This is a genomic window from Rhodococcus sp. DK176 (genome assembly GCF_038447315.2).
In the GTDB taxonomy this organism is placed as follows: Bacteria; Actinomycetota; Actinomycetes; order Mycobacteriales; family Mycobacteriaceae; genus Rhodococcus_F; species Rhodococcus_F jostii_A.
Genome location: NZ_CP118321.2, coordinates 3,495,318 through 3,520,304, shown reverse-complemented (window position 1 = coordinate 3,520,304; position 24,987 = coordinate 3,495,318). Strand labels below are relative to the sequence as shown.

Below are 24,987 nucleotides of genomic sequence, written 5' to 3'. Positions count from 1 at the left end.
GCGACTGAGCGAGACGATCATTGCTGTCCCATGCAACTCGAGAAGCGCTTCGAGGCGATAAGCCAGCCCAGCCCTTGGATGGTGCGTCCGGACTGCAGTTCGAAGCGTCCTCATGGAGGAGTAACCCATGATTGACGACAAGCATCTGAAGCACCTCGGCGAGCTGGCGGTGGCAGTGGGCATAGGGCTTGCGGTCGCGCCGGCGGGCATGGCGGTGGCAGCACCGTCCGTCGGCGACTCGTCCACGTCGTCGAGTTCCGACTCCTCCGACCAGGCATCCTCCGACAAGACGTCGTCCGACCGGAGATCCACGGACCGATCCACGGACGGGACTTCGTCGGACCGGACGTCATCCGGCGCATCGGGTACCGACTCGGACTCGGCGAGCGGCAGATCCGGATCGTCGACGACCGGCGACTCGAACACGGATTCGCAATCCACCTCCGGCACCGATACCCACTCCACCGCGGGCACCGAATCCACGTCCTCCACCTCGAACGACGAGGCGAACGGGTCCGGCGCGACGACCCTCGACACCGGCACGCCACCCGACCCCACGACACCCGACGGCTCGTCGACGGCGGACGGCGGTGGCATGCCGGATCCGGGCACAACAGCAGACGAGTCCGGGCAGGTCGGATCGAGTTCTGCCACCACGGCCCCGGACACCATCGACGTGTCCGGGGCCGCGATCGCGCCGGCCGACCGGCCTCCGGCGGGAGCAGTCGCCGAGCGATCGGATTCGTCCTCGTCCTCGGCACCCGCACAGGGTCACGACCGCGCACCTGCGGGCAGCGCCGTTGCGCCGAACCCATCGACCACCCCGGTGACGGGCAGCTTCGGCACGGCACTCGCCCCGCCGGCCATGGTGGAGGGCCCGGCAATGCGCGGACCCGTCCCGGCCGCGCCGGCAGTGATTCCGGCTGCAGTTTCGGCGGTGGCTCCCGCGATCACCACGATCGACGGGACGACGGCCCTGGCGCGCCGGGTATCCGACGCCCGTGCGGACGCGCCGCAGGTCGGGACGCAGGCATTGGCCCCGTCTCTGCCCATCCCGGCGGTGGATGTCGCATCCAGCGTCGTGTCGAAGGTGCTCGGCGCCCTCGGTCTTCGTCCGTTCCTGTCGAATGACCCACAGGTTCCGATCGAGTCGCCGACGTTCTGGGCACTGGCCGCGGCGTGGTGCCGTCGACAGGAGAAGGCCATCACCACCGACGCGAGCCGAGCGCTGGCTGCCGCCCCCGTCACGACCAGCGAGCCGATCGAATCGGTCGCCGGAACACGAACATCCCCCGTTGCGACCGGCGAGCCGATCGAATCGTTCGCCGTCGCGAGCGCCGCATCCACCGGCACGAGCTCTGCATCCACTGCCGGGCCGATCGTCTATGCGCCCGATCGCGGCACCGGTACGGTGCTCGGCTCGATCAATGCGTCCGGCAACCAACTTCGTTACGAGGTCACCGGACCGCCGAGCGGCGGAACGGTCACCGTCGACGGTACCGGCGGCTTCAAGTACACCCCAACCCAGGCAGCGCGCCAGGCAGCCTCTGCGGCCGCGCTGAACCCGGCCGCGCTGGACCCGAACGCCAATTACGACTCGTTCATTGTCACCGTCACCGACGTCCAGTCCAGCAACCAGGTGGACGTGCAGGTGCAGGTTCCGGTATCTGCGGCACGGATGCAGGAAGTGCAGTCCACCACTGTCGGGTCCAACCCGTCCGGTGTGGTGTTCGCCGGCACCAGAACCTATGTGGCAAACCAGGGTTCGAAGAGCGTCTCCGTGCTCGACGCAAACGACGCCGTCGTCGGCTCGGTGCCCGTCGGCACCTCGCCGACCGGCGTCGCGGCCAACCCGGCCGGGACCCGGGTGTACGTCACCAACAGCGGCAGCGGCAACGTGTCGGTGATCGACACCGCCACCAACAAGGTTGTCGCCACCGTCACGACCGGCACCGCACCCAACGCCGTCGCCGTCAACCCGGCCGGGACCCGCGCGTACGTGACCAACAGCGGCAGTGGCACCGTGTCGGTGATCGACACCGCCACCAACAAGGTCGTCGGCACCGTCGGGGTCGGCACCGCACCCAACGCCGTTGCCGTCAACCCCGCGGGCACCCGCGCGTACGTCACCAACAGCGGCAGCGGCACCGTGTCGGTGATCAACACCGCCACCAGCACCGTCCTCGCCACCGTCGGGGTCGGCACCACACCCAACGCCGTCGCCGTCAACCCCACCGGCACCCGCGCGTACGTCACCAACAGCGGCAGCAACACCCTCTCGGTCATCGACACCGCCACCAACAAAGTCGTCGGCACCGTGGCCGTCGGGGCTCGGCCGACCGCCGTGCGTGTCAGCTACGACGGCAGCGCCGCGTACGTCGTGACCGACTCGGATCGGTTGTGGGTGATCGACACCGCGACCGCCAAGGTGGTGTCGAATGTCGGTATCGACTCGGCCCCCGAGGCCGGCGCGCACAGCATCGCCATGAGCGCCGACGGCACTCGGTGGCGTGTGACCGACGCAGTCGACGGGCGGGTGCGGGCACTGTCTCTCACCCAGGTCAACTCCGCGCCATCCGCGGCATCGACGGTCGGCGCTCCTAGCACGTCCGACGGCGCGGTCACGATCACGCTCCCGCCCGACCCCGACGGCGACCCCGTGACCTTCACCTACACCGCACCACCGTCCGGTTCCGTCGTCGCCACCGGGGACGGGGCGTTCGTCTTCACCCCGACCGCCGCCGCCCGCGACCTCGCCCGACAGTCGGAGGGACCGGACACCGACACGGTCACCTTCACCGTCAGAGACGGCCAGTACGTGACCAACGTCGACGTCACCGTCCCGGTCACGCCGGCGCCTGCCGCGGGCGGGTTCGACATCGACTCGACATCGATCCCGGCGGGAGGCAGCCCGACCGGCGCGGTTCTCGTCGGCGACCGGCTGTACGTCGTGAGCGAGGACGGCTTCGTGCAGGTCGTCGACCGCGACACCAACACGGTCGTCGGTGCGCCGATCACGGTCGACTGGGCGTCGTCGAACATCGCGGCCGCCCCGGCGGTCGACCGCGTGTACGTCAACAGTCCCTATACCGGCACCATCTCGGTGATCGACACGAGCACCGACACCGTCGTCGACACGATCTGGCTGCCCACCTCCCCCGACTACCAGGGCTATTCCCTGGCGCAGGAGTTGGCCGTCAGCCCCGACGGGACGCGCCTCTACGCCAGCGGTGAGGACGGCACGGTGTCGGTGGTCGACACTGCAACGAACACCCTCGTGACCTCGCAGTCCCTCGGATACTTCACCGATCTGGCCGTCAGCGAGGACGGCCGTCACCTGTACGGCACGAGCGGTGCGTCCGTTACCGTGATCGACACCGAGTCCATGACCAGGACGGCGGAGGTCACCGTCGGGCCGGTGTGGGACCTCACCCGCTCGAGCAGCGAGTTCACCGATGTCGTCAGCAGTGTCGCTGTCAACGCGGTCGGCACCCGGGCCTATGCCACGTACCACGTCAGCACGGTGGAGCTCGCCAGCGGCGGCTACTCCAACGGACAGTTCATCGTCGACGGCACCGGACGGCTCTGGCGTGTGACGGGCGGATACGAGGTCGTCGCGGTGATCGACGTCGACCCGTCCAGTACCACCTACGGGACCCAGCTCGCGACGGTCCGGCTGCCCGAGGGAGCACAAGACGTGGCGATCAGCGCGGACGGCGATCTGCTGTATGTCTCCGGCGCGGACGGCCGGACCGTCTCGGTGGTCGACACCTCGACACACGCCGTGCTCGGGACCTTCGTGACCGACCCGGACGGCTCGACCTCCGGATCGTATGGACCCTACCGAATCCTGCTCGTCGATCCGGACACCGGCGGAACGCTGTACGTGACCGACTACGCCGACGGCGCCGTGTATGCCGTCACCGGCGCACCGGGCGGCGCACCCGCCGCTGTGCTCACCTGACCGAACCGACACGGTGGAAGACGCGAACGGCCCCCGATCCCTTGCGGGAGCGGGGGCCTTGGTCGTGCGTGTCGCATCACCTCGCTGGTCCCACCCAAGATGCGGGTTTCCCCGCGCATCGGCGTAAAACTTGGCTATGGGGTATTCGGTGATGTAGCCGTAGCCGCCGTGCAGCTGTAGGCACTTGTCGACGACCCGACTTTGCATTTCGGTGGTCCACGGCTTGACCAGTGCGGCCTGTGCAGGGGTGAGTGCGTTCGTGTCGTGCTTCTCGATGGCGTCGTCGATCAGTGCCTGTCCCGCCGCGATGTCGGCTGCGCAGTCGGCAAGGACGAACTTCGTGTTCTGGAACCCAGCGATCGGCGTGCCGAACGCTGTACGGCTGCGGGTGTAGTCCACCGTGTGCTCGACTGCCCGGCGGGCGGAGGCGCCGGCGCCGATGGCATTGACCAGGCGCTCTTGCGGCAGGTTCTGGGAAAGGTACCGGAAGGCGTGCCCTTCTTCCCCGATGCGGTCCTCGACCGGGACGCAGACGTCGTCGAACGAAAGTTCGCACGTGTCCTGAGCTTTCAGGCCCAGTTTGTCGAGCATACGACCGATGGTGAACCCCGGTGAGGTGCTGTCGATCGCGAGGATGGTCAACCCGGCGCGGCGATTGCCCTTCTCCGGCGGCGAGGTGCGGCAGACCACCAGGACACGTCCTGCATGGCGGCCACCGGCGATGAACGTCTTCGCGCCGTTGACGACGTTCACCTAGGCTATCCATACCGCGTTCAGGATCATCGCCGCGGCGAGCCACCACCCGGCGCGGTGTTGCCGAGGATCGGTGCGGTGCGCGGGCAGTGCCTGCCAGATCGCGAGCGTGAGGAACCCGAGGTAGATCAGGGTCCAGTTGGAGAAGAAGGCAGGCTCCGCCGGGGGCCACTGCGGTGGCGTCGGCGACCTGGGAGATCGGGGTTCCCACCAGGCGCCCCTGAACCGATGATCGAACCCACGACCGCCACCACCGCGGAGAGGATGACGACGAGCACACGGGCACCGTCGTGAGGCGATGATTCGATCGATCCGCTCGTTGTCACTCCTTCCGGGAGAAAGTCCGTTGTCGAGGATGGGGACTTCAGGAGTGCCGTCTGCCGGTTTGCGGAGATACGTTCGCAGGTTTCGGAGGCGGAGCCGTGACGGGGGTATCGATGTCACCGCCCACGTGTTCGTCACGTGCGCGAGCAGGTGGTAGAGCGGTGGTGGTGTGGTGCCGGGGCGTGTGTGGCGTCGCGGTGGCGGGCTGGGAAGCGGGTGCGTCGGATGTGGCGGGTGCGCTCGGTTTCGGACATGCCACCCCAGATGCCGTAGGCCTCGGTGGCGGTGAGGGCGTGGGCGCGGCACTGTGCGAGTACGGGGCAGTCTTGGCAGATCTGTTTGGCGGCGCGCTCACGTCGGGCGCGGACGTTGCCGCGTTCACCGTCGGGGGAGAAGAACAGGTCGGTGTCGGTGCCGCGGCAGGAGGCGCGGTGTTGCCAGTCCCGGGCGGGGGAGTGGTGGAAGTGATTAGGCACAGCGGGCTGGGTCGCTTTCGGAGTGGAGCGGTGGGCCGATCTGTCGGTAAGGGTGGAGCGCGTGGGTGTGGCCGGCGGAGGTGGGCTTGCTTGCTGTCGTGGTATGCCAAGCGGATCGGTGTGGGTTGGCGTGGCCTCCCGGGAACAACCACGTTGTCATACTTTTCATCCGAAGATGTTGTGCGACATGACCCCTCGACACATCGCGGTGTCACTTCTGATGCCCGGGAGGCGGCAGTCGGGTAGCGGCAGCGACAGACCTGGGTCCGGGACTGTGATCGGTGCGGCACCACGTCCGCAGGGCGGTTCGGTGCGTTGATGCCTGGGCTCGACATCGGTGGGACCGGGACGAACCCGGATGATCCACACTCGGCCACCTCTAACGAGGTGGTAAACGGTGTGCAATTGATGGTAGCGACACGGCGAACGATACTGAAGGGTATCGCTCGAAAGTAACTGGCGTCACATCCGCCGTCTCGTTCGCGAGCGTCGTCGGTGACCGGCTCAATCGCCACGTCGGTTTAGGTCGTCGGCTCCGGAGGCCACGGTGAATGCCTGCGGCGTAGCCGTGGCGATATCGCAGGGGCATAGGTGGGCACCTCACTCCTCGAGCGGTTAGCAGTGAACGTGGGACGACGGGACAGGCCAGCACTACCGGATGGTCTGGGTCCGGCAAGCATGAACCACCGCGAGGCTCCCGAGTATCGGCCTCTTCCAGGGGTCGGCTGGTCGGGTTGACGCGTCGTCTGACGATGGCCACGCGGAGGGGCCGTAGTAGTCCGAGCGGGGAAAGCCTCGTACATGGCGAAGGGCCCCAGCGGAATTTGATGCAGCGAGTACGACACGAACGGAGGCGCTGGTGAATACCGGTGAGCTGTCATGGCCCGATCCCGATCGGGCGGCATGGCGGGTACGACAGATGCAACGCAAGCTGCACCACTGGGCGGTCGACGATCCCGACCGCCTCTTCGATGATGTGTTCAACCTCGTCCACCACCGAAGATTTTCTCACCGTCGCGTGGGAGCGGGTGCGGGGCAACAAGGGCGCACGTTCGGCCGGTGTCGACCGTCTGGCACCTGTATCCATCACCGGGGACGCCGAGACGGTCGCATTCCTGGGGCAGGTTCGAGACCAATTGAAGTCTCGGACCTTTGCTCCTCTGCCGGTGGCGGAAAGACTTATTCCGAAGAGTCGCACGTCCGGTGCGGAGGGCGGGCCGGGGAAACGGACCGGGAGCAACCCCGGCACCGCGCCCCGGTCCGACCCCTACATCATGGGCGAAGCCAACCGGTCGGCGATCGGCACCCTCGTCGAACGCAGCACCCGGTTCGTGCTGCTGCTGCACCTGCCCGACGGGCACTCCGCCCGGAACGTGCGCGAGGCGAAGGCGGCGAAGATCGGCGAGCTCCCGTCGGCGTTGGCCCGGTCGATCACCTGGGATCAGGGCACCGAGATGCACCAACACGCCCGGTTCACCGTCGACACGGGGGTGCAGATCTACTTCTGCGATCCGCACTCCCCGTGGCAACGAGGCTCGAACGAGAACACCAACGGGCTGCTGCGCCAATACTTCCCCAAGGGCACCGATCTGTCCGTGCACTCCGAGGAGCACCTGCGGTTCGTTGCCGATGAACTCAACGACCGACCCCGCAAAACCCACGACTGGCATACTCCAGCCGAAAAGCTCAACGAACTACTCGATGGTGCAACGACCGCATGAATCCGCCCGGTCGAAAAGATCGCCCGCGATGAACCCGGCCGTCGCGGGGACTCGATCAGTGAAGGCCGGGGGCCTCGCCAGCGTCGAGGTCCACCAGGACGACCTGGCGCTTCGGACAATCTTCTGAAGGGTACGCGCTGTCGCAAGCCCGATCCCGCCGCGGCCTTCTGTGACGATCATGGTGTTCACGCCTGTCTCCTCACGTTCAGATGGACGCCGGAACTCCGGTGCGCCCGACCTGCGCGACGGCCACATGAGCGGTCGAGCGTCCTTCGTGAAACTCGTCGAGCGTTGTTGTGTTGCAGCAGAGGTAGAGGGTGTCGAGGTTCTCTCCGCCGAATGCGCACGCCACTGCCCACGCGTCGGTGACCTCGACCTTATCGGTGATCTGGCCGCCTTCGACGACGCGATAGAAGCCACTGTCGGCGCCGAGGGTCAACGCGTTCCCGAACCAGAGGCCGCCGTCACTGTCCAGGGCGATGCCATCGGGATGAAACGATTCGTCGAGCTGCGCCCATACTCGGTGGTTGGTCAGACCGCCATCCTCCGCCATGTCGAACGCGCTGATGCGGTGCGGGAAGGTTTCCGCGACCAGCAGGGTGCCATGGGGGGTACGTGCGCAGCCGTTGGGGAAGATCAGATCTCCAGGAACCTGCGAGACGCTGCGGTCGGCCCGGATGTGCACGAGGTGGGTCGGCTTGGGATCCTCTTCACCGAGTGCGAATCCGAAATTGCCGGCATACGCGTCGCCCGCCGGTGACACATACAGGTCGTTGCCGATCCCTCCAGCCAGTGCGCTGAAGTCGGCATACTGCTCGAGCTTGCCGCCGGCGGTGATGCGATACACCGACCGCTCGTTCTGCGAGACGACAAGGGGGGTCCCGTCGGGTAGGAAACCGAGTCCGGACGGTCGTCCGGGCACTTTGGTTATCGGCGTTGCGGTGCCGTCCTCGGCGAAGGTGAGCACCTGTTCGCTGAAGAAGTCGCTGGCCCAGAATTTTCCGTCATGCCAGCGAGGTGCCTCGAGAAACTGATGCCCGGTCGAGAATACTGTGGGTTGGTAGATAGCCATCGCGTGAACTCCTTAGTCCGTGCGGGTTGAGGTACTGGGTGATTGTCACTCGGCTGTCAGGAATTGGTCCCCGAGCCAGGATTCACACTTGGGCACGATTGTGGACTGGATCAGCTCCTTGTGGAGAGGGTGGTCGAGATACTGCTGGAAGTCGGCTTCGTCCTGGAAATGGGGAACCAGTGCGTAGCTGGCGTTGTTCGGTCGCTTTCCGAGGTCGATACCGTGTCGGACATTGCGCGCGTACGGTATTGGGTCGCCGAAAAATTTGAATTCCCTTTAGAATTCGTCGATTTCAACTGGTCGAGATGGACGGCTTGAAGGTGAATGTCACGACATGTATGAGCATGTCTACCCTCGGGTTCCGATCGGGTGGCTGGTCAGGTGAGATCAGACGAGTTCGAACTGCTCCTGATATCCACCGGCAGCAGCCTTCTCGAGGATCTCGAGGTATACCGAAAGTCCGCCGGGATACATGAGCATTTCGACGGTTTTGCCGGGCACGTTGGCGCCCATGTACCAAGACTTGGCCAGCGGGAAAAGGGTGGCCGAGGTCAGCTCTGCGATATGCGCGCCCCAATATTGCTGGGCTTCCGGCTTGGCCTCGATACGGGTGTAGCCGTTGTTCCGCATGTGCTCGACGATCTGGATCAGATGTTCGCCTTCAAGTTCGGCGCATGTCGGACCATTGCAGAATGCGTTCGGGCTCTGGGGTCCGTAGACGTACAGGAGATTCGGGAAGCCTACTGTCGCCTTGCCTAGTGCTGTACGGCTGCCGCCGCGGAACACCTCCTCGAAGGTCTCATTTCCGGTGCCGCGAATATCGATGGCAGTCAAGCCTCCGGTGACCGAGTCGAAGCCGGTGGCCAGCACGATGACATCGACTTCGTGTCGGATACCGTCCGCGGTGATGATGGCGTCACTGGCGACCTCCCGGATCGGATTGGCAGAGGTATCGACGAGCTCGACATTGTCACGGCACAGGCTCTCGAAGTAGTTCTGCTCCAGGGAGACACGCTTGACGCCCCACGGATGGATCGGCTCGGTCGGTGCAAGCAGTTCCACCAACTCCGGCCTGGTGATACGTTGACGTGTCTTGTCCCGCCAGAACGCGTACAGGATGTCGTTGTCGTCCTTGTCGAACAGGACATTCAGGAAGCCGCCCAGCCAGGGCTGCAGTCCACCGTTGGTCCAGAGTTCCTCGAGTATTTCGTTGCGACGTTCCTCGGTCAGATCCTGGATGTTCTCTTTGAGGAAGTCATAATCGAAACCGGCCCAGGTGTTCTTGCGATTGGCGAATCGCTCCGGGTAGGTCTTCTTCATCTCGGCATTGTCCGCCTCGCCAAGCGCCCGCTGATTCATCGGAAGCGCGGTGTTGGGGGTGCGCTGGAACACCGTCAGATGATCTGCGACCTTCGAGGCCTCCTGGATTACCTGGACGCCGCTGGCTCCGGTGCCGATGACGGCGACCCGCTTGCCCGCAAGGTCGTAGCCCTCCAGTGGCCAGCGTGCTGTGTGGAAGCAGTCGCCCCCGAACTTCTCGAGGCCAGGGATGTTGGGGAAGAGGGGTTTGGAGCCGGCACCGAGACACATGATCACGAACTGCGCCTGGGTGGTGAATTCTTCACCGGTGCGCTCGTTGCGGGAGACCAATGTCCACCTATGGGTTTCTTCATCGAATCGGCCTGCCAGGACACGGGTCTCGTAGCGGACGTCTTTGCTCAGGTCGAGCTTGTCGTCGACGTATTCGAAGTAGCGAACCAGCTCGTCACGACCGGGGTACATCTCGCTCCAGTTCCAGTCGCGCCAGAGCTCTTCACGCGAGAACTGGTAGACCGGCGCCCAGGTATCGACGCGTGCACCTGGATAGGAATTCCAATGCCAGACGCCGCCGAGTCCGGTGCCGGCTTCGTAGATCTTGACGTTGTAGCCGAGGGTGCGCAGCCGGTCGAGCTGGTAGACGCCGGAGAAGCCGCCGCCGATAACGAGGACGTCGAGCTCCTCGAGGAGTGTGGTGTTCACTGGATTTCCTTCCGGAAGGGGTACGAGGGAGATGGGGAGTGCGATCAGACAGCGTTGTCGGAGGTCAGAGCGTCCCGGATTCGGTCACGCAGGATGAACTTTTGGATCTTGCCTGTCGCCGTCCGCGGTAGTTGTTCGACGACTTCGAGCCGCTCGGGCAGCTTCTGGGTAGCCATCCGATGTTCGCGCAGGAACGACGTGAGCTCGTCCAGCGCAGGTGGATGCGCCTGGTCGCTCGGTACCACATAGGCGCAGATGCGTTCGACCATGATCGGGTCGGGCATGCCGACCACCGCGATATCGGCAATACCGGGATATTCGAAGAGCAGGTCTTCGATCTCCTTGGCGGAAATGTTCTCCCCGCCCCGGACGATGATGTCCTTACGCCGACCGGTGATCTGGATGTACCCGTCCTCGTCGATCACCGCCAGATCACCGGTCCGAAACCAGCCACCCGAGGCGAAGGCATCCGCATTGAGTCTCGAATCGAGGTATCCGGTGAACAGGTCAGGGCCGCGAACCTGCAGGTCGCCGACCGCGCCCGGGGGGACCGGAGTGTCGTGCTCATCGACAGTCCTCGCTTCTGCGGACCCGATAGGACGCCCGTCTGTGGTGGCGCGCTTGTCCAGCGGATCGCTCGCGTTTCCGCCGGACAGAGTCGGGAATTCGGTCGATCCGTAGATGCGGGTCGCGGTGCAGCCCAGCTGCTCCTCGGCCTGCCGGATCAGTTCGGGGGGTACGTCGGCGCCACCGCAACCAAAAACCCGCAGGGCGATGTCGTACTCGGCGAGATCCGGGTGGTGTACCAGTCCGTGCAAGAAGGGTGTGGCACCGACGACGAACGTGCAGCGTCGGCGTTGCAGCAACTCCAGACCGGCGCCGGGGTCCCAGATATCTTGGAACACGACATGGCTGCCGAGCATGAACGGCAACTGCAGTCCGTACAGAATTCCGGTGATGTGACCGACCGGTGAGGGCATGTACACGATGTCCTCGCCGGTCAGATCGAAGAGTTCGATGATGCTCCGGTTCTCGTAATCCAGGCTTTCGTGGGTGTGTAGAGCACCCTTCGGATCGGAGGTGGTTCCGGATGTGTACAGAAGCAATGCGATATCGGTGCTGGCGTGCTCGACGGGATTGTCGAGTGGAGTTGCTCCCGAGAGGAGGTGGTCGAACTCGTTGTCGGAACCGCGAACGGTGATCACATGCTCGAGGTCGGGAAGCGTGGGCGCCAGCTCGTCGAACATCCCGCGGTGGTCGAAGGTGCGGAACATGCCGGGCGCAAACGCGATACGCGCTCGCGACTGCTTCAGAATGAACTGCACTTCGCGATGTCGATAGATCGGGATGATCGGGGTGGAGACGGCGCCGATCCGCAGCGCGCCGTGATGTACGACAATCGCTTCAAGCCAGTTCGGCAACTGCCAGACCACCGAGTCCCCCGGCCGGATCCCACGCTCGAGTAGCACGCCGGCCAACCGGCGGATCATGGCGTCGAGTTCGGCATAACTGACCTGACGATCGCCATCGACCACAGCCAGCCGATCGGGATGATGGTGTGCATACTCGGCCAATGCAGAATCGATCGTGCTGTGGCTCCACTCGCCGCTGGTGAGGTAGCGGTCGCGGCGCGCGGAATCGGTGTGAGTTGCGGTGATCATCGGTCGACTCCGTCGGTCAGGCGCCGCGAACCGATGAGTGCGTGGAGTTCGTGCTCGTCCCCATACCAGGTCCGCAGGGCGAGGACGCGGCGGTAGTACCAGTGTAGGTCGTATTCGGTGGTGAAGCCGATCCCGCCATGCAACTGCAAGGCGTCCTCGACCACCTGTCGTCCGGCGCCGGCGGCATAGGCCTTGGCCGTCCACGTTGCCATCTCGATGTCGAAATCAACCTCGGCAGAGGCAATATCGGAAACCGTTGCCTCGCAGAGCGCCTCCATCGAGATGGCCGCCTGTGCCATCGACGCCGCAATGTGTTTCACGGCTTGGAAGGATCCGACGGGCTTGCCGAATTGCTGGCGCTGCGCGACGTACTCGACAGTCTTCTCGAGCATACGGCGGGCGATACCACTGATTTCGCACGCGGTGAGAAGCCGGAACCATGCCCGGATCTGTCGTAGGAGTGTGGCCGCTTCGATTCCGGTGGCTAGGATCTCGGCGTCGGTGACAGTTCGCGATGCGATCTCCAGGCGCACGTAATGCGATGTGGGATCGGAACTGCTGATCGGCGTGAGCGCCAGCGCCGGGTCACTGCCCGGTAGGAGCAGCAGCGCCGGTCCGTCCGGGCCGTCGACTGCCAGTACCAGCGAGTCGGCCTCGGCGCCGAAGCGTACGAGTTCGATCGTTCCCTGGATCTGCCCCGATTCCATGTGCACGGAACCGATCGAGGATGCCCAGTCGAGAGTGACGGCAGGGTCGGCGAAGGCGACGAGCGAACCGTCGGGAATGTCGAGGTACGCCGGCAAGATCAGTTGCTCGACCAGGGGGCCGGGTACGAGCCGATCACCGACCAAGGCGATCAGACCGGCGACTGCGGTCAGGTCGATTCCTAGACCACCGCGGTTTTCGGGGCGGGTCAGCTCGGACCAGCCGAGGTCGTCGAGTTCGGCCATCAGCTCCGGGTCCCAGCCGCCGCCACTGAGCAGGGCATGGCGGTAGTCGGATGTGACACGGCGGTCAAAGAATTCGCGGATCGGGGTGACGAGGTCCACGTCAGCTGCGGTGAGACTCATCATCGGCTCCTGGGTAGGCCGAGCAGCCGCTCGGCAACGATGTTGCGTTGGATCTGCGATGTACCGCCGTAGATCGATGCGGCACGCGAGAAGTAATGATCGTGAATCAACTGCGCGGCGTTCAGCCCGAGAGGTTGTGATTCGGCGTCGAGGCGGAACGGTCCGAGGAGATCGACGAGGGCGCGGCCGACCACCTGCTCTGCGTCGTTGAGGACGAGCTTGTCGATCGAGTCGAGCGGATGTGGTCCCACTTCGTCGATCAGGCGTTGCACAGTTCGGCGGATCTGAGCATCCAACACCCGCAGCGCCACATGTGACTCTCCGATGGCGGTGCTGATCCGACGATTGGTCGTCGATTCCAGGTAGGTGCCTCGTAGTCCGTCGATCGTCTTCTCGACACCCCAGCCGATCTCCACCTGTCGGCGCATTGCATAGTTGCCACGTTCCTGAGACAGGGTGTCGAGGGCAATTCGCCAGCCGTCGTTTTCCTTGCCGACCAGGTTGCCGACCGGGACTTCGACGTTGTCGAAGAAGACCTCACAGAATTCGGCATCGCCTGTCATCTGGACGAGTGGACGGACGGTGATTCCGGGGGAACTCATGTCGACGATGAGGTAGGAGATGCCGGCGTGCTTGGGTTCGGCGTCGGGGTCGGTGCGGCACAGCAATGCGCACCAACTGGCCTGATTGCCCCAACTGGTCCAGACCTTCTGTCCGTTGACGACGTACTTGTCCCCGTGGCGAAGAGCGCGGGTCCGCAGTGATGCGAGGTCGGAGCCGGCAGAGGGTTCGGAGAACCCCTGACACCAGATGTCTTCGCCCGTGAGCAGCGGTGGCAGAAAACGGGAGCGCTGCTCGGGCGAACCGTACCGGTGGATCGAGGGGCCGACCACATCGAGGCCGATCAATCCGATCGGGGCGGGTGCATGAGCGCGCGCCAGCTCCTCGGAGAAGACTTGCTGGTGCCGCGCGGTGAGGCCACGTCCGCCCGCTTCACGTGACCATCCCAGCCCCATCCATCCGGCATCGAATAGTGTGCGCTGCCATCGACGAAGGACGTTGTACCGTTCCTCCAGCTCCAACGGCACGGTGGGGATCTCTGTTTCGGCAAGCCACCTCCGAGCCTCGCGCCGCAGATCGGCGATCTCGGTGATCTGCTCGACCGGCACAGGTGAAACAGCATTCATCTCAAGCTCCCGTGTAGGCCGGCGCGCGATGCTCGAAGAATGCTGCCACGGCCTCTTTGGCGTCTGAGTAGGCGGACAACTCGCCGGAAAGACCCTGCTCGAACTCGTAGCCGCCCTTGAGGTCCTGGTATTCGATCGCATTGAGGCTGCGCTTGGCGAACCGCAACGTGACCGGCGAGTGCCGGACCATCTTGGCCGCCACGTCGTAGGCTACGTCGAGTAGCTGATCGGGATCGACGACTTTCAAGACGCCGCCCTGCTGCGCGAGTTCCTCGGCAGACAGCGGTTCGCCGGTGAGGTGCAAATAGCGGACCAACTGCTGCGGTACCAGGCGTGAGGCATGTTTGGCGCCGCCCATCACACCGACGTTGACCTCGGGAAGCGTGAAGGTGGCGCCCTTGGCTGCCACGACCAGATCACACGACGCTGCCAGGGCCAATCCGGTGCCCACGGCCACTCCGTGGACAGCTGCGATCACCGGCAACGGGCAATCGTAGATCGACCAGAACGCTTCACGGACCGCAAGCATGCGCTCACCGGCGTTTTCCGGCGTCATCGTCTGGAATTCGGTGAGATCGTTGCCGCCGCAGAAGTGCTTGCCGGCGCCGGTCAAGACGATCGCCCGAGCCTCGGGGAGGTACTCCTCCGTGTGGGTGAAGAACCACTTGATCTCTGCGTACATCTCCCGGGTGACCGCGTTGACCGGCGGGCGGGTAAGCCAGACCGTGCCTACCTTCTGATCGGTCTTCCATTGCAGAAATTGCAGATCCTTCATCGAAGTTCCTTTGTTCGAACGGGCGTAAGCAGAAGCTGTGACCGGCCGGGTGCGGATGGTCGCCTCCGTGAGGAGGCATGTCCTTGATCCCTAGTGGTCTGATTCACGATCAGGGTGTGCTTCTACTCACATTAATAGGCCCCCCGCCGTAGATATGTCAATAGCTCGTATCTGAGAATGTGAAATGGCTCAGAGCCGGAGAGTTCAGAGGATGCATGGTTGATTTTTCGTTCATTCGGAAGCATATGACCTGGTGAGGCTGCAAATGCCAGGTCGGAAGAGCTGCCGATCCGCGAGTGAACCGCGGCAGTGCGCGGTGGCGCGTCCCTGGGCCTTGAGCCGAAAATGTCAGGCGAACGTATCTTTCAACGAATCAAGCAGGTAGCATCAAGTAACGGAAGTTGTCCATGACTCTTATCGCAATTGTGCATACTGTTCGGACTGCGGCCGTAGTGGAGACTTCCCCCACGCTCGGGCGCAGTGCGCCTGCATCGCCTCGCGTGGGAGGAGGCATTGTGTCCGATCGGCCCTCGAACGGCGGCAGTGCGGGATACTGCGGGGGACCGTCCGCCGCCGGTATATCGTCAGAAGGCTGTACTAGCGGCTGCGCCGCCTGTCCGGACATGTGTGCATCCCATATGGGCCTCGAGGAGGAAAGGGGGCGTCGTGACCGCATCGCAAACTGTGAAGGCGTCCGCTGCCACGCGCCGGCGACCCCGTGACCGGCGTGCGCAGATACTCCACAACGCCAGTGAATTGTTCACGAAATACGGGTTTCACGCCGTGCGGATGGAAGACATCGCCGAGGCAACCGACGTCACCGCACGGGCGATCTACCGGCACTTCGCCAACAAGCAGGATCTACTGTCGCAGGTGGTCCTCGAAGACCAGGACCGACTGCTCATGGCAGCCCAATCCGCCGAGCGCTCCGAAACCGGCGTCTGCAGCTTAGAGGAGTTATTGACGCGGATGGTCGAGGCATCACTGGAGAGCCTTCGACTCGGCCCCCTATGGCAGCGAGAAGCACGGCACCTCACCGCCGATGACTTCGAGCGAGTGCGCGAGGGTACTCGTCGCATCGGAGGCGCGGTGCGAAGGGCCATTGAAAAAGCCGATCCCTCCAAGAGCAGATTCGGTGCCGACGTACGCGCGTGGATGGCGGTGAGCATCATCACCAGCCCAGGGCACTGCGACCGGTTACTGTCGCAGCGTCGCCTCTCCCCACTGCTGGTGTCTGCTGCGTTGGCAGCCATCAATACCCCCGAATTCGCGTCAGCGTCACCCGAGTCCCGCGATGCGCCAGCGGCGGAGGCTCCAGTCGCAAAAGAACGACCAGGTACATCACGTCGCGAACAGATCATCGCAGCAGCGGCGCGCGCGTTCCGGGAGCGCGGTTTCGGTGGAGTCAGCCTCGACGAGTTCGGCATCGCAGGCCCTGCCGTCTACAGGTACTTCGACAGCAAGGCCGACATCCTTTCCGCCATGATCATCCGAGTACAGGAATGGATGGCCCTGGAGAGCTCCAGGGCCATGCATCACAGCGTCTCCGATGAACAGGTCATCGAAGGCCTCGTGAGAGGTTATGTTCGTATCGCAACCGAAGCAACGGATCTGTTCGCGGTGTCAGTTACCGAAGCCCTCAACCTCCCCGCTAGTGCTGCCGAGCGTGATCGGCGAATCCGCCAGGACGACCTCGCCGAATGGGTCAAATGGCTACGAACCTCGCGTTCAGAAGTCACCGAGGCAGACGCACTCGCGCTGGTGAATGCGGTTCGCACAGCACTCAACGATCTTGTCCGTATTCCGCACCTTTCACGACACGCCGAGTTCCCCGACGAGCTTGTTGCGTGCTCGATGAATGCTCTTCTAAATACCCCGATGCCATCGGCACGATTGGGTCGGCGGCGTGATGAATAACCGAGTAGGCGCCGGCGATGGTTGCGATCGCGACAAGAGCGCTGGTACCTATCGCGGCTTTCCTCACCCTCATGATCTAGGTATCGCCCCAAGTCGACGCAACGTGACAAGCGCGTGCAACACCGACTCCCCGGTTTGCTCTCCATCATCGATCGGCACTCCGCAGGTTTGAATATCCCGCATTACCAGTAGCGTCGTACGCTCCGAGGATCAGCACGGCAACCGACCGACTGGAGCCGACAAAGCCGATCGCCAAAACCGAACTGCGAGTCCGGATTGCGTGCTTGATCCAGGCTCGACTCCGCTGGCCCGGAAGGTAGATCGATGGCGACCGTTTGGCCAAAATTCCCTCCATTCCAGCACGTTTCGCGGAATTCAAACTGATTCTGCTGCTCTGATTTTCCCAGTGCGGACGACGGTGATGGGCAAGCCGCCGACGTCCTGGATGACCGAATCCAGCTCAACAAGCTCCGCCCGCCGATCCAGGTGCGGCGCGCTCATGAGGTCCAGGTCGTCGAACGCCAGGACGCCAAAGGGTAAGAATGTCACAGGGATTCGTCGTTGTAACGGCTTCGTCGCGTGTGCAATCCCAATGCGCCGCTGGAGCGGCCGAACGAGGGCCTGCCGTGATCGAGTACGGCGCCCGCTGTCGAGAACGATGCGTCCGCGACCGCCGAATGCCGCTGTCAAAGCTTCGGCGATCTCGGGATTTGAGGTGTCACCACGTTCATGGCGCGGGTCCACAGCACCGGCTCGCAGCCGCCCACCGAGGCCAGCATCCGGCACCCGTCGTACTTCATCTCGAAACTCCACGGACGGTCCGTGTTGTCCGGGAGTGTGCCGGCCGTGGCCAGCATGGGCGCGATCAGACGCAAACGCCCGATTAAGCCCGTGACCTGGCCAAAGACGGTCCGCTTATTCCGGACAGCGGTGATGTGGTCCGCCATAGTCATGTCAGCTGCGCGCGGTAGGTACTGGGTCAGTGCCAGGAGTTCCACCAGAGAACGATGGGCACCAGCCAAGGTGTCCACACCATCCAGCTGTCGCCCAACCCGTATGGGGGGATCGGAATCACTGTCATCACCTCCGGGGTTAGTTGAATGGAAGCGACTGCCACCACCTCGTTGCTGCGGTCAGAGCGTTGATGACGTCGGGGAACCAGTACGACAAGTCGAGCATGACAACAACCTCCTGCGCTTGTGTATCGACCGCCGGAGGCGGATCGGGTTGCGTCCATGACGATGGTGTACGAGCCGGATCAGGACGTCACCGGCGTGTCGTAGCCGGAAAGTAGGCGGTCATCGCGTGATTCTTCGAGAGAGCTACCAACTCGACTCGACGAAAGAGCACGCGATGACCACTGCCCACGATATCGACCTGCACCAGTTCCTGACCGATCGCCTCACCGACGCCAGCCCCGACCTGCTGCGCAGCCTGCTGTCCACGTTCATCGACGCGCTGATGGGCGCCGAGGCCGACAGCCTGTGCGGCGCCGGTTTTGGTGAGCTCCGAGGACCGCACCAACAGCCGGAACGGTTACCGCCACTGGGACTTCGCTCCCCCAAGCACTTCGTGCAGGGCGGTACCCCCACCCGCGCCGGAACCCTTGACATCGCGATCCCCAAGCTGCGTCAGGGCTCGTACTTTCCTGATTGGTTACTGCAGCGCCGCAAGCGTGCCGAGCGGGCCCTGACGTCGGTGGTGGCCACCTGCTACCTGCTCGGGGTCTCGACCCGCCGGATGGAGAAACTCGTCGACTCGCTCGGCATCACCAGCCTGTCGAAATCCCAGGTGTCCGTGATGGCGAAGGACCTCGACGCCCAGGTGGAGGCGTTCCGCAGCCGCCCGCTCGACGCCGGCCCGTATACGTTCGTCGCCGCCGACGCCCTCGTCCTGAAGGTCCGCGAGAACGGCCGGGTGGTGAACGTGCACGCTCTGGTGGCGGTCGGAGTGAACGCCGAGGGTTACCGCGAGATCCTGGGAATCGAGGTGACCTCCGCCGAGGACGGGGCCGGTTGGCTGGCGTTCTTCCGGTCGTTGGTCGCCCGCGGGCTGTCCGGCGTGCGGTTGGTGACCTCTTCACGCGCACGCCGGCCTCGTGTCGGCGATCGGCGCCACCTTGCCCGGAGCCGCTTGGCAGAGGTGCCGGACGCATTATTCGACGAATCTCATGTCCCAGACACCGAAGAACTCGTGGCCCTGGGTGCGTGCGCTCCTGCACTCCGTCTACGACCAGCCGGACGCCGATTCCGTTCATGCTCAATATGGTCGGGTGATCGACGCCTTGTCGGAGAAGCGTCCGAAGGTCGCCGACCATCTCGACGCGGCTCGCCCGGATCTGCTCGCGTTCACCGGCTTCCCGAAGCAGATCTGGCGTCAGATCTGGTCGAACAATCCCCAGGAGAGATTGAACAAGGAGATCCGCTGGAGGACTGATGTCGTCGGGATCTTCCCCGATCGCACCGCCCTGATTCGGCTCGTCGGCGCGGTACTCGCCGAGCAGCATGACGAGTGGATCGAAGGCCGCCGCTACCTCGGCCTCGACGTGCTCGCCCGGTCTCGCGGCACCCACGCCACACCCGAACCTACCGAGGAGGTGACGCCGGCGGCTCTGACCGCATAACCCCACGAGGAGTCACGCGTCGACCGTCGTACACCACGCCCTGGGACTTGACCGCGGATCGGTACAACTGCCCAATGAGCCCAATGAAGGGGCCTCGCGGACGTACGGCGCCGCTTCATGTACCGGGGACCGCGCGCTGGATGACGGCGCCGCATCATCTCGGCCCGCGAATGCGCCACCATGGTCGGTATCCCTGACGAGGTGGCGGTTGTTGGTTGTGGTCGTATCAAGGGATGACGGTCTTCCCGAAGCCATCACGGCGAATGCGGACTGGCATCGTTGTTGCGGTTGTCGTGATCGGAGCGCTGGTTCTCTGGTTCGGTGGCCCTCGGCTCTACCACTGGTACGTCGCACGATCGGACGAGAAGGCCGCCGCGGAGCTGGCTATAGACCTGGGCCTGCACCTGACGGAGGACGACACCATCGTGTACGCCAAGTACTACGGTTCATTTCCCGACTCGTCCGCATACCTGGTTGTTGACTCGAACTCCGGTGCCCGTGCGAACGCCCTGCGTAGTGATGCTGAGCTGACGTCCTGTGGCCCCGCCACGGCCGGCGATTTGGGCCGGCCGCCATCGGAATACAGTCCCAAACCTTCAGTGACTTGGGCCCATTGCGAGTCGCTGCTGCCCGGGCGGGGAGTGCTATCCGCGGTATGGGATCCAGCGGTGGAACAAGGTCGGCGTAGCTACATCTGGGCAGGCCAGATGTGATAGCTGGGGATTGGTATGTCGTGCTGGAGGGGGATTGTCCCTGGGGATTCCGACACTGCTACCGCAGGCCGAGCCGTACCCGACGTACTTCCCACCGGCGTGCGCGCGGTGAATCGGCTGGCCGATCGGATCATCCAAGAGCGCGAGAGGAAGCGATGAGGTAAATCCGGCGAGGGGTACTGACGCTAGGCGGCCGGCACGAGAAACGTCACCTGGACGTTGAACGGGTAGGTGCCCGGGTTATGGATAGGGTTGACCATTAACCTCTGAGCTGACTGACTGGGCCCATGCCGAAGGCGCCGTGTGGGTGCGCTGGAGGAGTCCCGGTTATCGCACCCAGGGTTCTATCGGTCATTGCAACACCTTCGGCGAGGTGGTGTTGGAATGGCGAAGAATGCGGATGCCGCTGCTCAGGCCCGATTTCTAGGGTTGGTCCGCGACGGACGAGGTCTCAAATACTCCGCCCGCACCGCCGGAGTCCATCTCGATGTCGGCTACCAGTGGTTGCGCGCGGAGTTCTTCCTTCTCCGTGAAGGAGGTCTCGACTGCGAGCAGGCCCGAGCCACCTTGGGATGTGTGACCTCGAAGATCGCGGTGTGGGAGGCTTCATTCAACTCGGGTAACTACAACCGGCACCACTTGCGGGTCGAGCGAAGCCGAGAGAAGACTTTCTGGTCTGCGTTTGCGGTGCGCCGGACGGTGCGGCAGTCGGCCGTGATCGCCGGCGTGGCGAGCTCGACAGCGTATCGGTGGATCGAACAGCGGTATTACCAGCTCCGCGCGGACGGCATTAGTGAAACCCAGGCTCGGCGCCGGCTGCGGCTGAGCAAGACCAGGGCAGGGGCGTGGGAGTCGCGGCGTGTGCTGAGGATCGGGAAGGCGGTACGCGGCCGGGATGAGTCGATCCAGGTGGCGGTGCGTGGGTCCACTGCGCGTACCGCCGCAGAGCTGGCGTCGAAGGAGGCGTCGAGACTGTCGCGGACCGCGGTCCGCGACACGCGGTACTGGGAATTGATCGCCCAAGGGGAAACGAACATCGCAGCCACACTCGTCGGTGTGACTCGCCAGACCGGGATCAATATTCAACGAAGGGCGCGACAGCGCAAGACTCGGACCGGCGCCGACGTGCCGTCGGAACGGTATTTGTCTTTGGTGGAACGGTTGCAGATCGCCGACCTGGACCATCTGAAACTGTCGATCCGCGCCATCGCCAGGGAGATCGACCGGGCGCCGTCGACGGTCAAACGAGAACTCGACCGGCACCGCGATAGCCAGGGCCGCTACCTGCCCCATGTCGCCGATGAGACGGCACGGCGCAACCGCAGCCGGCCACGCGAACACAAGCTGCTCGCCAACGACGTGTTGCGCGGTGTCGTACAACGCAAGCTCGATCGGTTCTGGTCGCCGGAGGAGATCAGCGGCTGGCTGAAGCTGAAGTATCCCGAGGACAGCTCGATGTGGTTGTGCATGGAGACGATGTACCGGGCGTTGCTGGTGCCGGGAGGGAAGGGACTGGACAAGAAGTACGCCGCCAAACTGCGCAGTGGTCGGAGCGTGCGTAAACCTCGGTGGTTGGGGTCGGCGAGGTCACTCGGTGCGGTGCGGAACATGACGATGATCGGTGACCGCCCGGAGGAGGTCGACGCAAAGGCCGAGGTGGGTCATGGGGAAGGGGATCTCATCCTGGGGTTGCGCTGTCGATCGGCGATGATGACTCTGCGGGAACGGAAGACGCAATACGGAATCATCGTCAATCTCTCCGTCGATCACACCGCGGAATCAGTGAAAAATGCTGTCATCAAAGCATTTTCCGGCCTGCCGAAACGAATGCGCAGAACGTTGACGTGGGATCAGGGAACGGAGATGTGTTTGCACCGAGAGATCTCCGCTGCCCTTGATCTGAAGATCTACTTCGCCGAACGTTCCAGTCCGTGGCAGCGGGGTGCGAACGAGAATTTCAACGGGCTCGCCAGGCAGTATTTCCCGAAGGGCACCGATTTATCGGTGCATAGTCACGCTCATGTGCGGTCGGTAACGCGTGAGCTCAACACTCGGCCACGGAAGAACCTGGAGTACGCAACTCCCGCCACGGTGTTCAATGCCGAGCGACGGGCCACCGCTCACCGGCGCCGCACCGCGCTGGAACTAGCGATGTCGACTGCGGTAACGTAGCCCGTGATCTGGGAAGACCCAGATTTCAATAGGCGTGTGTTGCAACGACAGTGAGAATCCGCCCCCACCGCGCCCTGACCGACCGGTGCACCCGGTGCGCCAATCCGATGCGCGCGCCGGCTTGTCACGCGTCCGCCTCGAGTTGGTCACCGGCGGACGCGTCGTAGTCGGCCCAGATGCCCCGGCACCGTTTCGCGGTCACTTCGTCCGCTCCGGCGAGGAGGGTGTCGAGCAGCGCCCGGGGTTCGGCCCGCCACCGCTGCTCGAGGGTGGAGATGTCTGCGCTGGTGAACCATCCCGTCCTGGCCACCGCCGAGATCCAGTCGTCGATATCGCTCCGGTGGATCCGTCCGATCGCCGCGGAGTCGATGGCACCGTCGTGCAGTTCGTAGGAGAACAGCGCGCACAGGCTGCTGGTGGAGCCGGGAGGCAATGCGGTCACCGTGTGGTCCTTCCGTTGCGGAGGGGCATCAGCTGTGCCGGGGACACCTGCGGCGGTGCAATCACATTCGCGGCAATCGCAGTCGAGGGGTGCGAGGTCCCGGCGAGAAGTATCGGGGGCCAGTGTGATCGAGGTGCGGACCGGGCGTGAGCGTTTCCCTCGAAAAGGGGTGTATCGCATCCTTTCCGGCGGCGACCGCACCGGAGGACGGGCGAGTGCGCCGAGGGGGTCGGGGGGCGCGTGGGTTGCGGTGAGCCGAAACCTGATGGGAGCGGCGAGTTTCACCGGGGAATTGGAGGGAAGGCCGGACCGGGCGCGGGTCCGATTCATGCCCCGGCTCCGTCCGCGTGATCGGCTCTACCCACGGATGAGGAACCGGTGGGGCGGGTTTCCCACCGGCCAGCAATCCTCGGGTTTGCTTCGCCTGTCCACGCCGCGCGTGGCCCGACGGATTTCATTCCGCCGGACCGGTGTCCCGTGGCACCATGGCATCGCATCCCCGGCACACCACCCTCGCCCACCGCCCCTCGCACCGGAGTGAGCACGATGTCGAATCGCACCAGAGAGCACCGGCCGTCGCTGCGGCAAGTCCAAGACTGCGTGACCGAGATGCGCCGATGGCTGGCCACCGACGACAACAGTGCCGTCCTGATGGCGCACCTGCGCGGCGCCCCGATCGACCCGGCATGGCTGAGTACCTGCCGGCGGCTGCGCCGCGACCTGTCCCGGTCGGTCGGCACCGCCCGCCGGTCCCCGAGACCTTCACCCGCCCGCCCGTCAGCGAACTAGGGACACCGCCGGTGCCCGCCCGGACCGGGCCATCGGACCCGCCGCGGTGACCGACGAAGAGCTGCTCGGGCGAGTACGCGACGCGTGCGCGGTGCTCCACAGCTTTCTGCGCACCGCGCACCCGGGCATCCCCGTGGCTGCCCGAGAGGGCACCTACCGGCAACTCACCGACGAACTCCGGGACGCTGTCGATGCCGCACAGGCCGCCGGGGTTCCCGAGGACGTCATCTTCGACACCATGGACACCGCCGAGCCATAGTCCCGTCACCCGCGGACCGACACGTCAGGAGACAGTTCGTTGTCGGCGTCACTAGGCGTCGTCAGGATCTGCCCGATGCCGTGTCGGAATGCGCAATACCGAAATAGGGGGTCGTACGTCCAAGAGACCGGCAAACGGCGCCCAGGGAGCGGGCGTCCTCTGTCTGGTCGGGATGAGTGGTGACATTTGCCCTGGCCGAGGCCGGCACCGTTCGACGGTGCTGGAGATGTCGGAATGCCGGAATGTCGGGGCGTGCTCCGGCCAGGACGGACCTGTCCTCGCCGGGACCGCAGCCGTGCGCCAGGCACCGAAACCGGCGCCTGTCGCGGGAACGTCGACCGGCCCAACGAAGCCCTTCCCGACGAGTCCTGACCGAGCTCACCGTCGTCACGGGTTGTCTGTGGATGTCGTTCCGCGATGGTGCGACGTGGTGGGAACGACCATCTGCCATGGGGCGTGCATAGTACGTCCGGTTCGGGGTAATCCACCCGTACGCTGCCCGCGGCTCGACGGCAGTCCGCAGGCGGCGAGACCCTCGACCGCTGACCCCTTCGGCCGAGGGCCGTCACCCGTCGCGCGCGGACCGAGGACGAACGATCGAACCCACCTCTTCGGGCCCCGCGCGGCTCGGCGCGGCTCGGCGCGAGATCATCCTCACCCCCTTCGATGAACTCCTTGAACTTCGACGCCGGCAACTCGGTGACGACAGTGGCGGAGCTTTACCGCCGGTGGTCGTATTCGCAGGTCATGCGAATAACCAACTTACTACTGGTAACCCCGCATATTCGGTCCGTGCGTATGTGGACTCCGAATGATGACTGTCGTTAGGCGTGAGTTTCATCTGTCAACGGTCGCTCGGCGGCGCAGGACATTCTGTGTGCGCTCGGACACCTCCTGGAACGGTGCCAGCTCGTCCATATCCGCGTCATTCATGATGGACTCCACACCAGTGGTAGCCAGGTATCGGACGCCTCCACGGTTCACGTACGGATACCAGCACGGACCGGTACTTCGATACACCACACCCTCCGGAACTTTCCTCCAGCTGTT

Annotated in this window: 16 protein-coding genes and 4 pseudogenes; 7 read left to right on the top strand and 13 right to left on the bottom strand. The window is 64.4% G+C overall.

Annotated elements, in window-relative coordinates:
* The first annotated feature begins 127 nt into the window (after positions 1-127).
* Complete coding sequence (locus PSR88_RS16595; protein WP_016881958.1) at positions 128-3,964, top strand: Ig-like domain-containing protein; 3,837 nt, start codon at positions 128-130, stop codon at positions 3,962-3,964.
* Positions 3,965-4,035: 71 nt separating this feature from the next.
* Here PSR88_RS16595 and PSR88_RS16590 read toward each other — a convergent pair.
* From PSR88_RS16590 to PSR88_RS16580, 3 genes and pseudogenes are all read right to left on the bottom strand, one after another.
* A pseudogene (locus PSR88_RS16590) lies at positions 4,036-4,711 on the bottom strand (acyl-CoA dehydrogenase family protein); the annotation flags it as partial.
* Positions 4,712-4,720: 9 nt separating this feature from the next.
* Positions 4,721-5,043 (bottom strand): annotated as a pseudogene (locus tag PSR88_RS16585) (tryptophan-rich sensory protein); the annotation flags it as partial.
* A 132-nt stretch (positions 5,044-5,175) separates the two neighbouring features.
* Entirely contained in the window at positions 5,176-5,517 is a 342-nt protein-coding gene (locus tag PSR88_RS16580) for a WhiB family transcriptional regulator (RefSeq protein WP_011595908.1), read from the bottom strand.
* 1,271 nt (positions 5,518-6,788) lie between these two features.
* Between PSR88_RS16580 and PSR88_RS16575 the strand changes: the two are divergent.
* Positions 6,789-7,238: pseudogene (locus PSR88_RS16575) on the top strand (IS30 family transposase); the annotation flags it as partial.
* A 205-nt stretch (positions 7,239-7,443) separates the two neighbouring features.
* Here the strand turns inward: PSR88_RS16575 and PSR88_RS16570 are convergent.
* From PSR88_RS16570 to PSR88_RS16540, 7 genes are all read right to left on the bottom strand, one after another.
* Positions 7,444-8,310, bottom strand: coding sequence for an SMP-30/gluconolactonase/LRE family protein (locus PSR88_RS16570; RefSeq protein WP_016881963.1), 867 nt, complete (start codon positions 8,308-8,310; stop codon positions 7,444-7,446).
* A 45-nt stretch (positions 8,311-8,355) separates the two neighbouring features.
* Entirely contained in the window at positions 8,356-8,529 is a 174-nt protein-coding gene (locus PSR88_RS16565) for a hypothetical protein (RefSeq protein ID WP_378592799.1), read from the bottom strand.
* Positions 8,530-8,697: 168 nt separating this feature from the next.
* Positions 8,698-10,329 (bottom strand): flavin-containing monooxygenase, encoded by a 1,632-nt coding sequence (locus PSR88_RS16560; protein ID WP_016881965.1) that lies wholly within the window; start codon positions 10,327-10,329, stop codon positions 8,698-8,700.
* A gap of 44 nt (positions 10,330-10,373) precedes the next feature.
* Entirely contained in the window at positions 10,374-11,990 is a 1,617-nt protein-coding gene (locus tag PSR88_RS16555) for an AMP-binding protein (RefSeq protein ID WP_016881966.1), read from the bottom strand.
* Entirely contained in the window at positions 11,987-13,060 is a 1,074-nt protein-coding gene (locus PSR88_RS16550; protein WP_011595902.1) for an acyl-CoA dehydrogenase family protein, read from the bottom strand. Before PSR88_RS16550 ends, PSR88_RS16555 begins: the two co-directional genes overlap by 4 nt.
* On the bottom strand, positions 13,060-14,229 hold the full coding sequence (locus tag PSR88_RS16545; protein ID WP_016881967.1) for an acyl-CoA dehydrogenase family protein: 1,170 nt from the start codon (positions 14,227-14,229) through the stop codon (positions 13,060-13,062). The genes PSR88_RS16550 and PSR88_RS16545 overlap by 1 nt, the downstream gene beginning before the upstream one ends.
* 19 nt (positions 14,230-14,248) lie before the next feature.
* Complete coding sequence (locus PSR88_RS16540; RefSeq protein ID WP_005264718.1) at positions 14,249-15,022, bottom strand: enoyl-CoA hydratase-related protein; 774 nt, start codon at positions 15,020-15,022, stop codon at positions 14,249-14,251.
* 666 nt (positions 15,023-15,688) lie between these two features.
* Here PSR88_RS16540 and PSR88_RS16535 point away from each other — a divergent pair.
* Complete coding sequence (locus tag PSR88_RS16535) at positions 15,689-16,939, top strand: TetR/AcrR family transcriptional regulator (protein WP_029538965.1); 1,251 nt, start codon at positions 15,689-15,691, stop codon at positions 16,937-16,939.
* A gap of 375 nt (positions 16,940-17,314) precedes the next feature.
* Here the strand turns inward: PSR88_RS16535 and PSR88_RS16530 are convergent, their stop codons facing one another.
* Entirely contained in the window at positions 17,315-17,488 is a 174-nt protein-coding gene (locus tag PSR88_RS16530; protein ID WP_237724038.1) for a hypothetical protein, read from the bottom strand.
* A 137-nt stretch (positions 17,489-17,625) separates the two neighbouring features.
* Positions 17,626-17,937, bottom strand: a complete 312-nt coding sequence (locus PSR88_RS16525) for a hypothetical protein (RefSeq protein WP_029538966.1) — start codon at positions 17,935-17,937, stop codon at positions 17,626-17,628.
* Positions 17,938-18,292: 355 nt separating this feature from the next.
* On the opposite strand from PSR88_RS16525, the pseudogene PSR88_RS16520 reads away from it, so the two are divergent.
* Both PSR88_RS16520 and PSR88_RS16515 read left to right on the top strand, forming a co-directional pair.
* Positions 18,293-19,562: pseudogene (locus PSR88_RS16520) on the top strand (IS256 family transposase).
* Between the two features lie 1,097 nt (positions 19,563-20,659).
* On the top strand, positions 20,660-22,447 hold the full coding sequence (locus tag PSR88_RS16515) for an IS30 family transposase (RefSeq protein ID WP_157180142.1): 1,788 nt from the start codon (positions 20,660-20,662) through the stop codon (positions 22,445-22,447).
* 124 nt (positions 22,448-22,571) lie between these two features.
* Here PSR88_RS16515 and PSR88_RS16510 read toward each other — a convergent pair whose 3' ends face one another.
* Entirely contained in the window at positions 22,572-22,889 is a 318-nt protein-coding gene (locus PSR88_RS16510) for a hypothetical protein (RefSeq protein ID WP_016881973.1), read from the bottom strand.
* A gap of 546 nt (positions 22,890-23,435) precedes the next feature.
* Here PSR88_RS16510 and PSR88_RS16505 point away from each other — a divergent pair.
* Both PSR88_RS16505 and PSR88_RS16500 read left to right on the top strand, forming a co-directional pair.
* Positions 23,436-23,678: a hypothetical protein gene (locus tag PSR88_RS16505; RefSeq protein WP_016881974.1), complete on the top strand. Its 243-nt coding sequence runs from the start codon at positions 23,436-23,438 to the stop codon at positions 23,676-23,678.
* A gap of 46 nt (positions 23,679-23,724) precedes the next feature.
* Complete coding sequence (locus PSR88_RS16500; RefSeq protein ID WP_016881975.1) at positions 23,725-23,937, top strand: hypothetical protein; 213 nt, start codon at positions 23,725-23,727, stop codon at positions 23,935-23,937.
* The last annotated feature ends 1,050 nt before the right edge of the window (positions 23,938-24,987 follow it).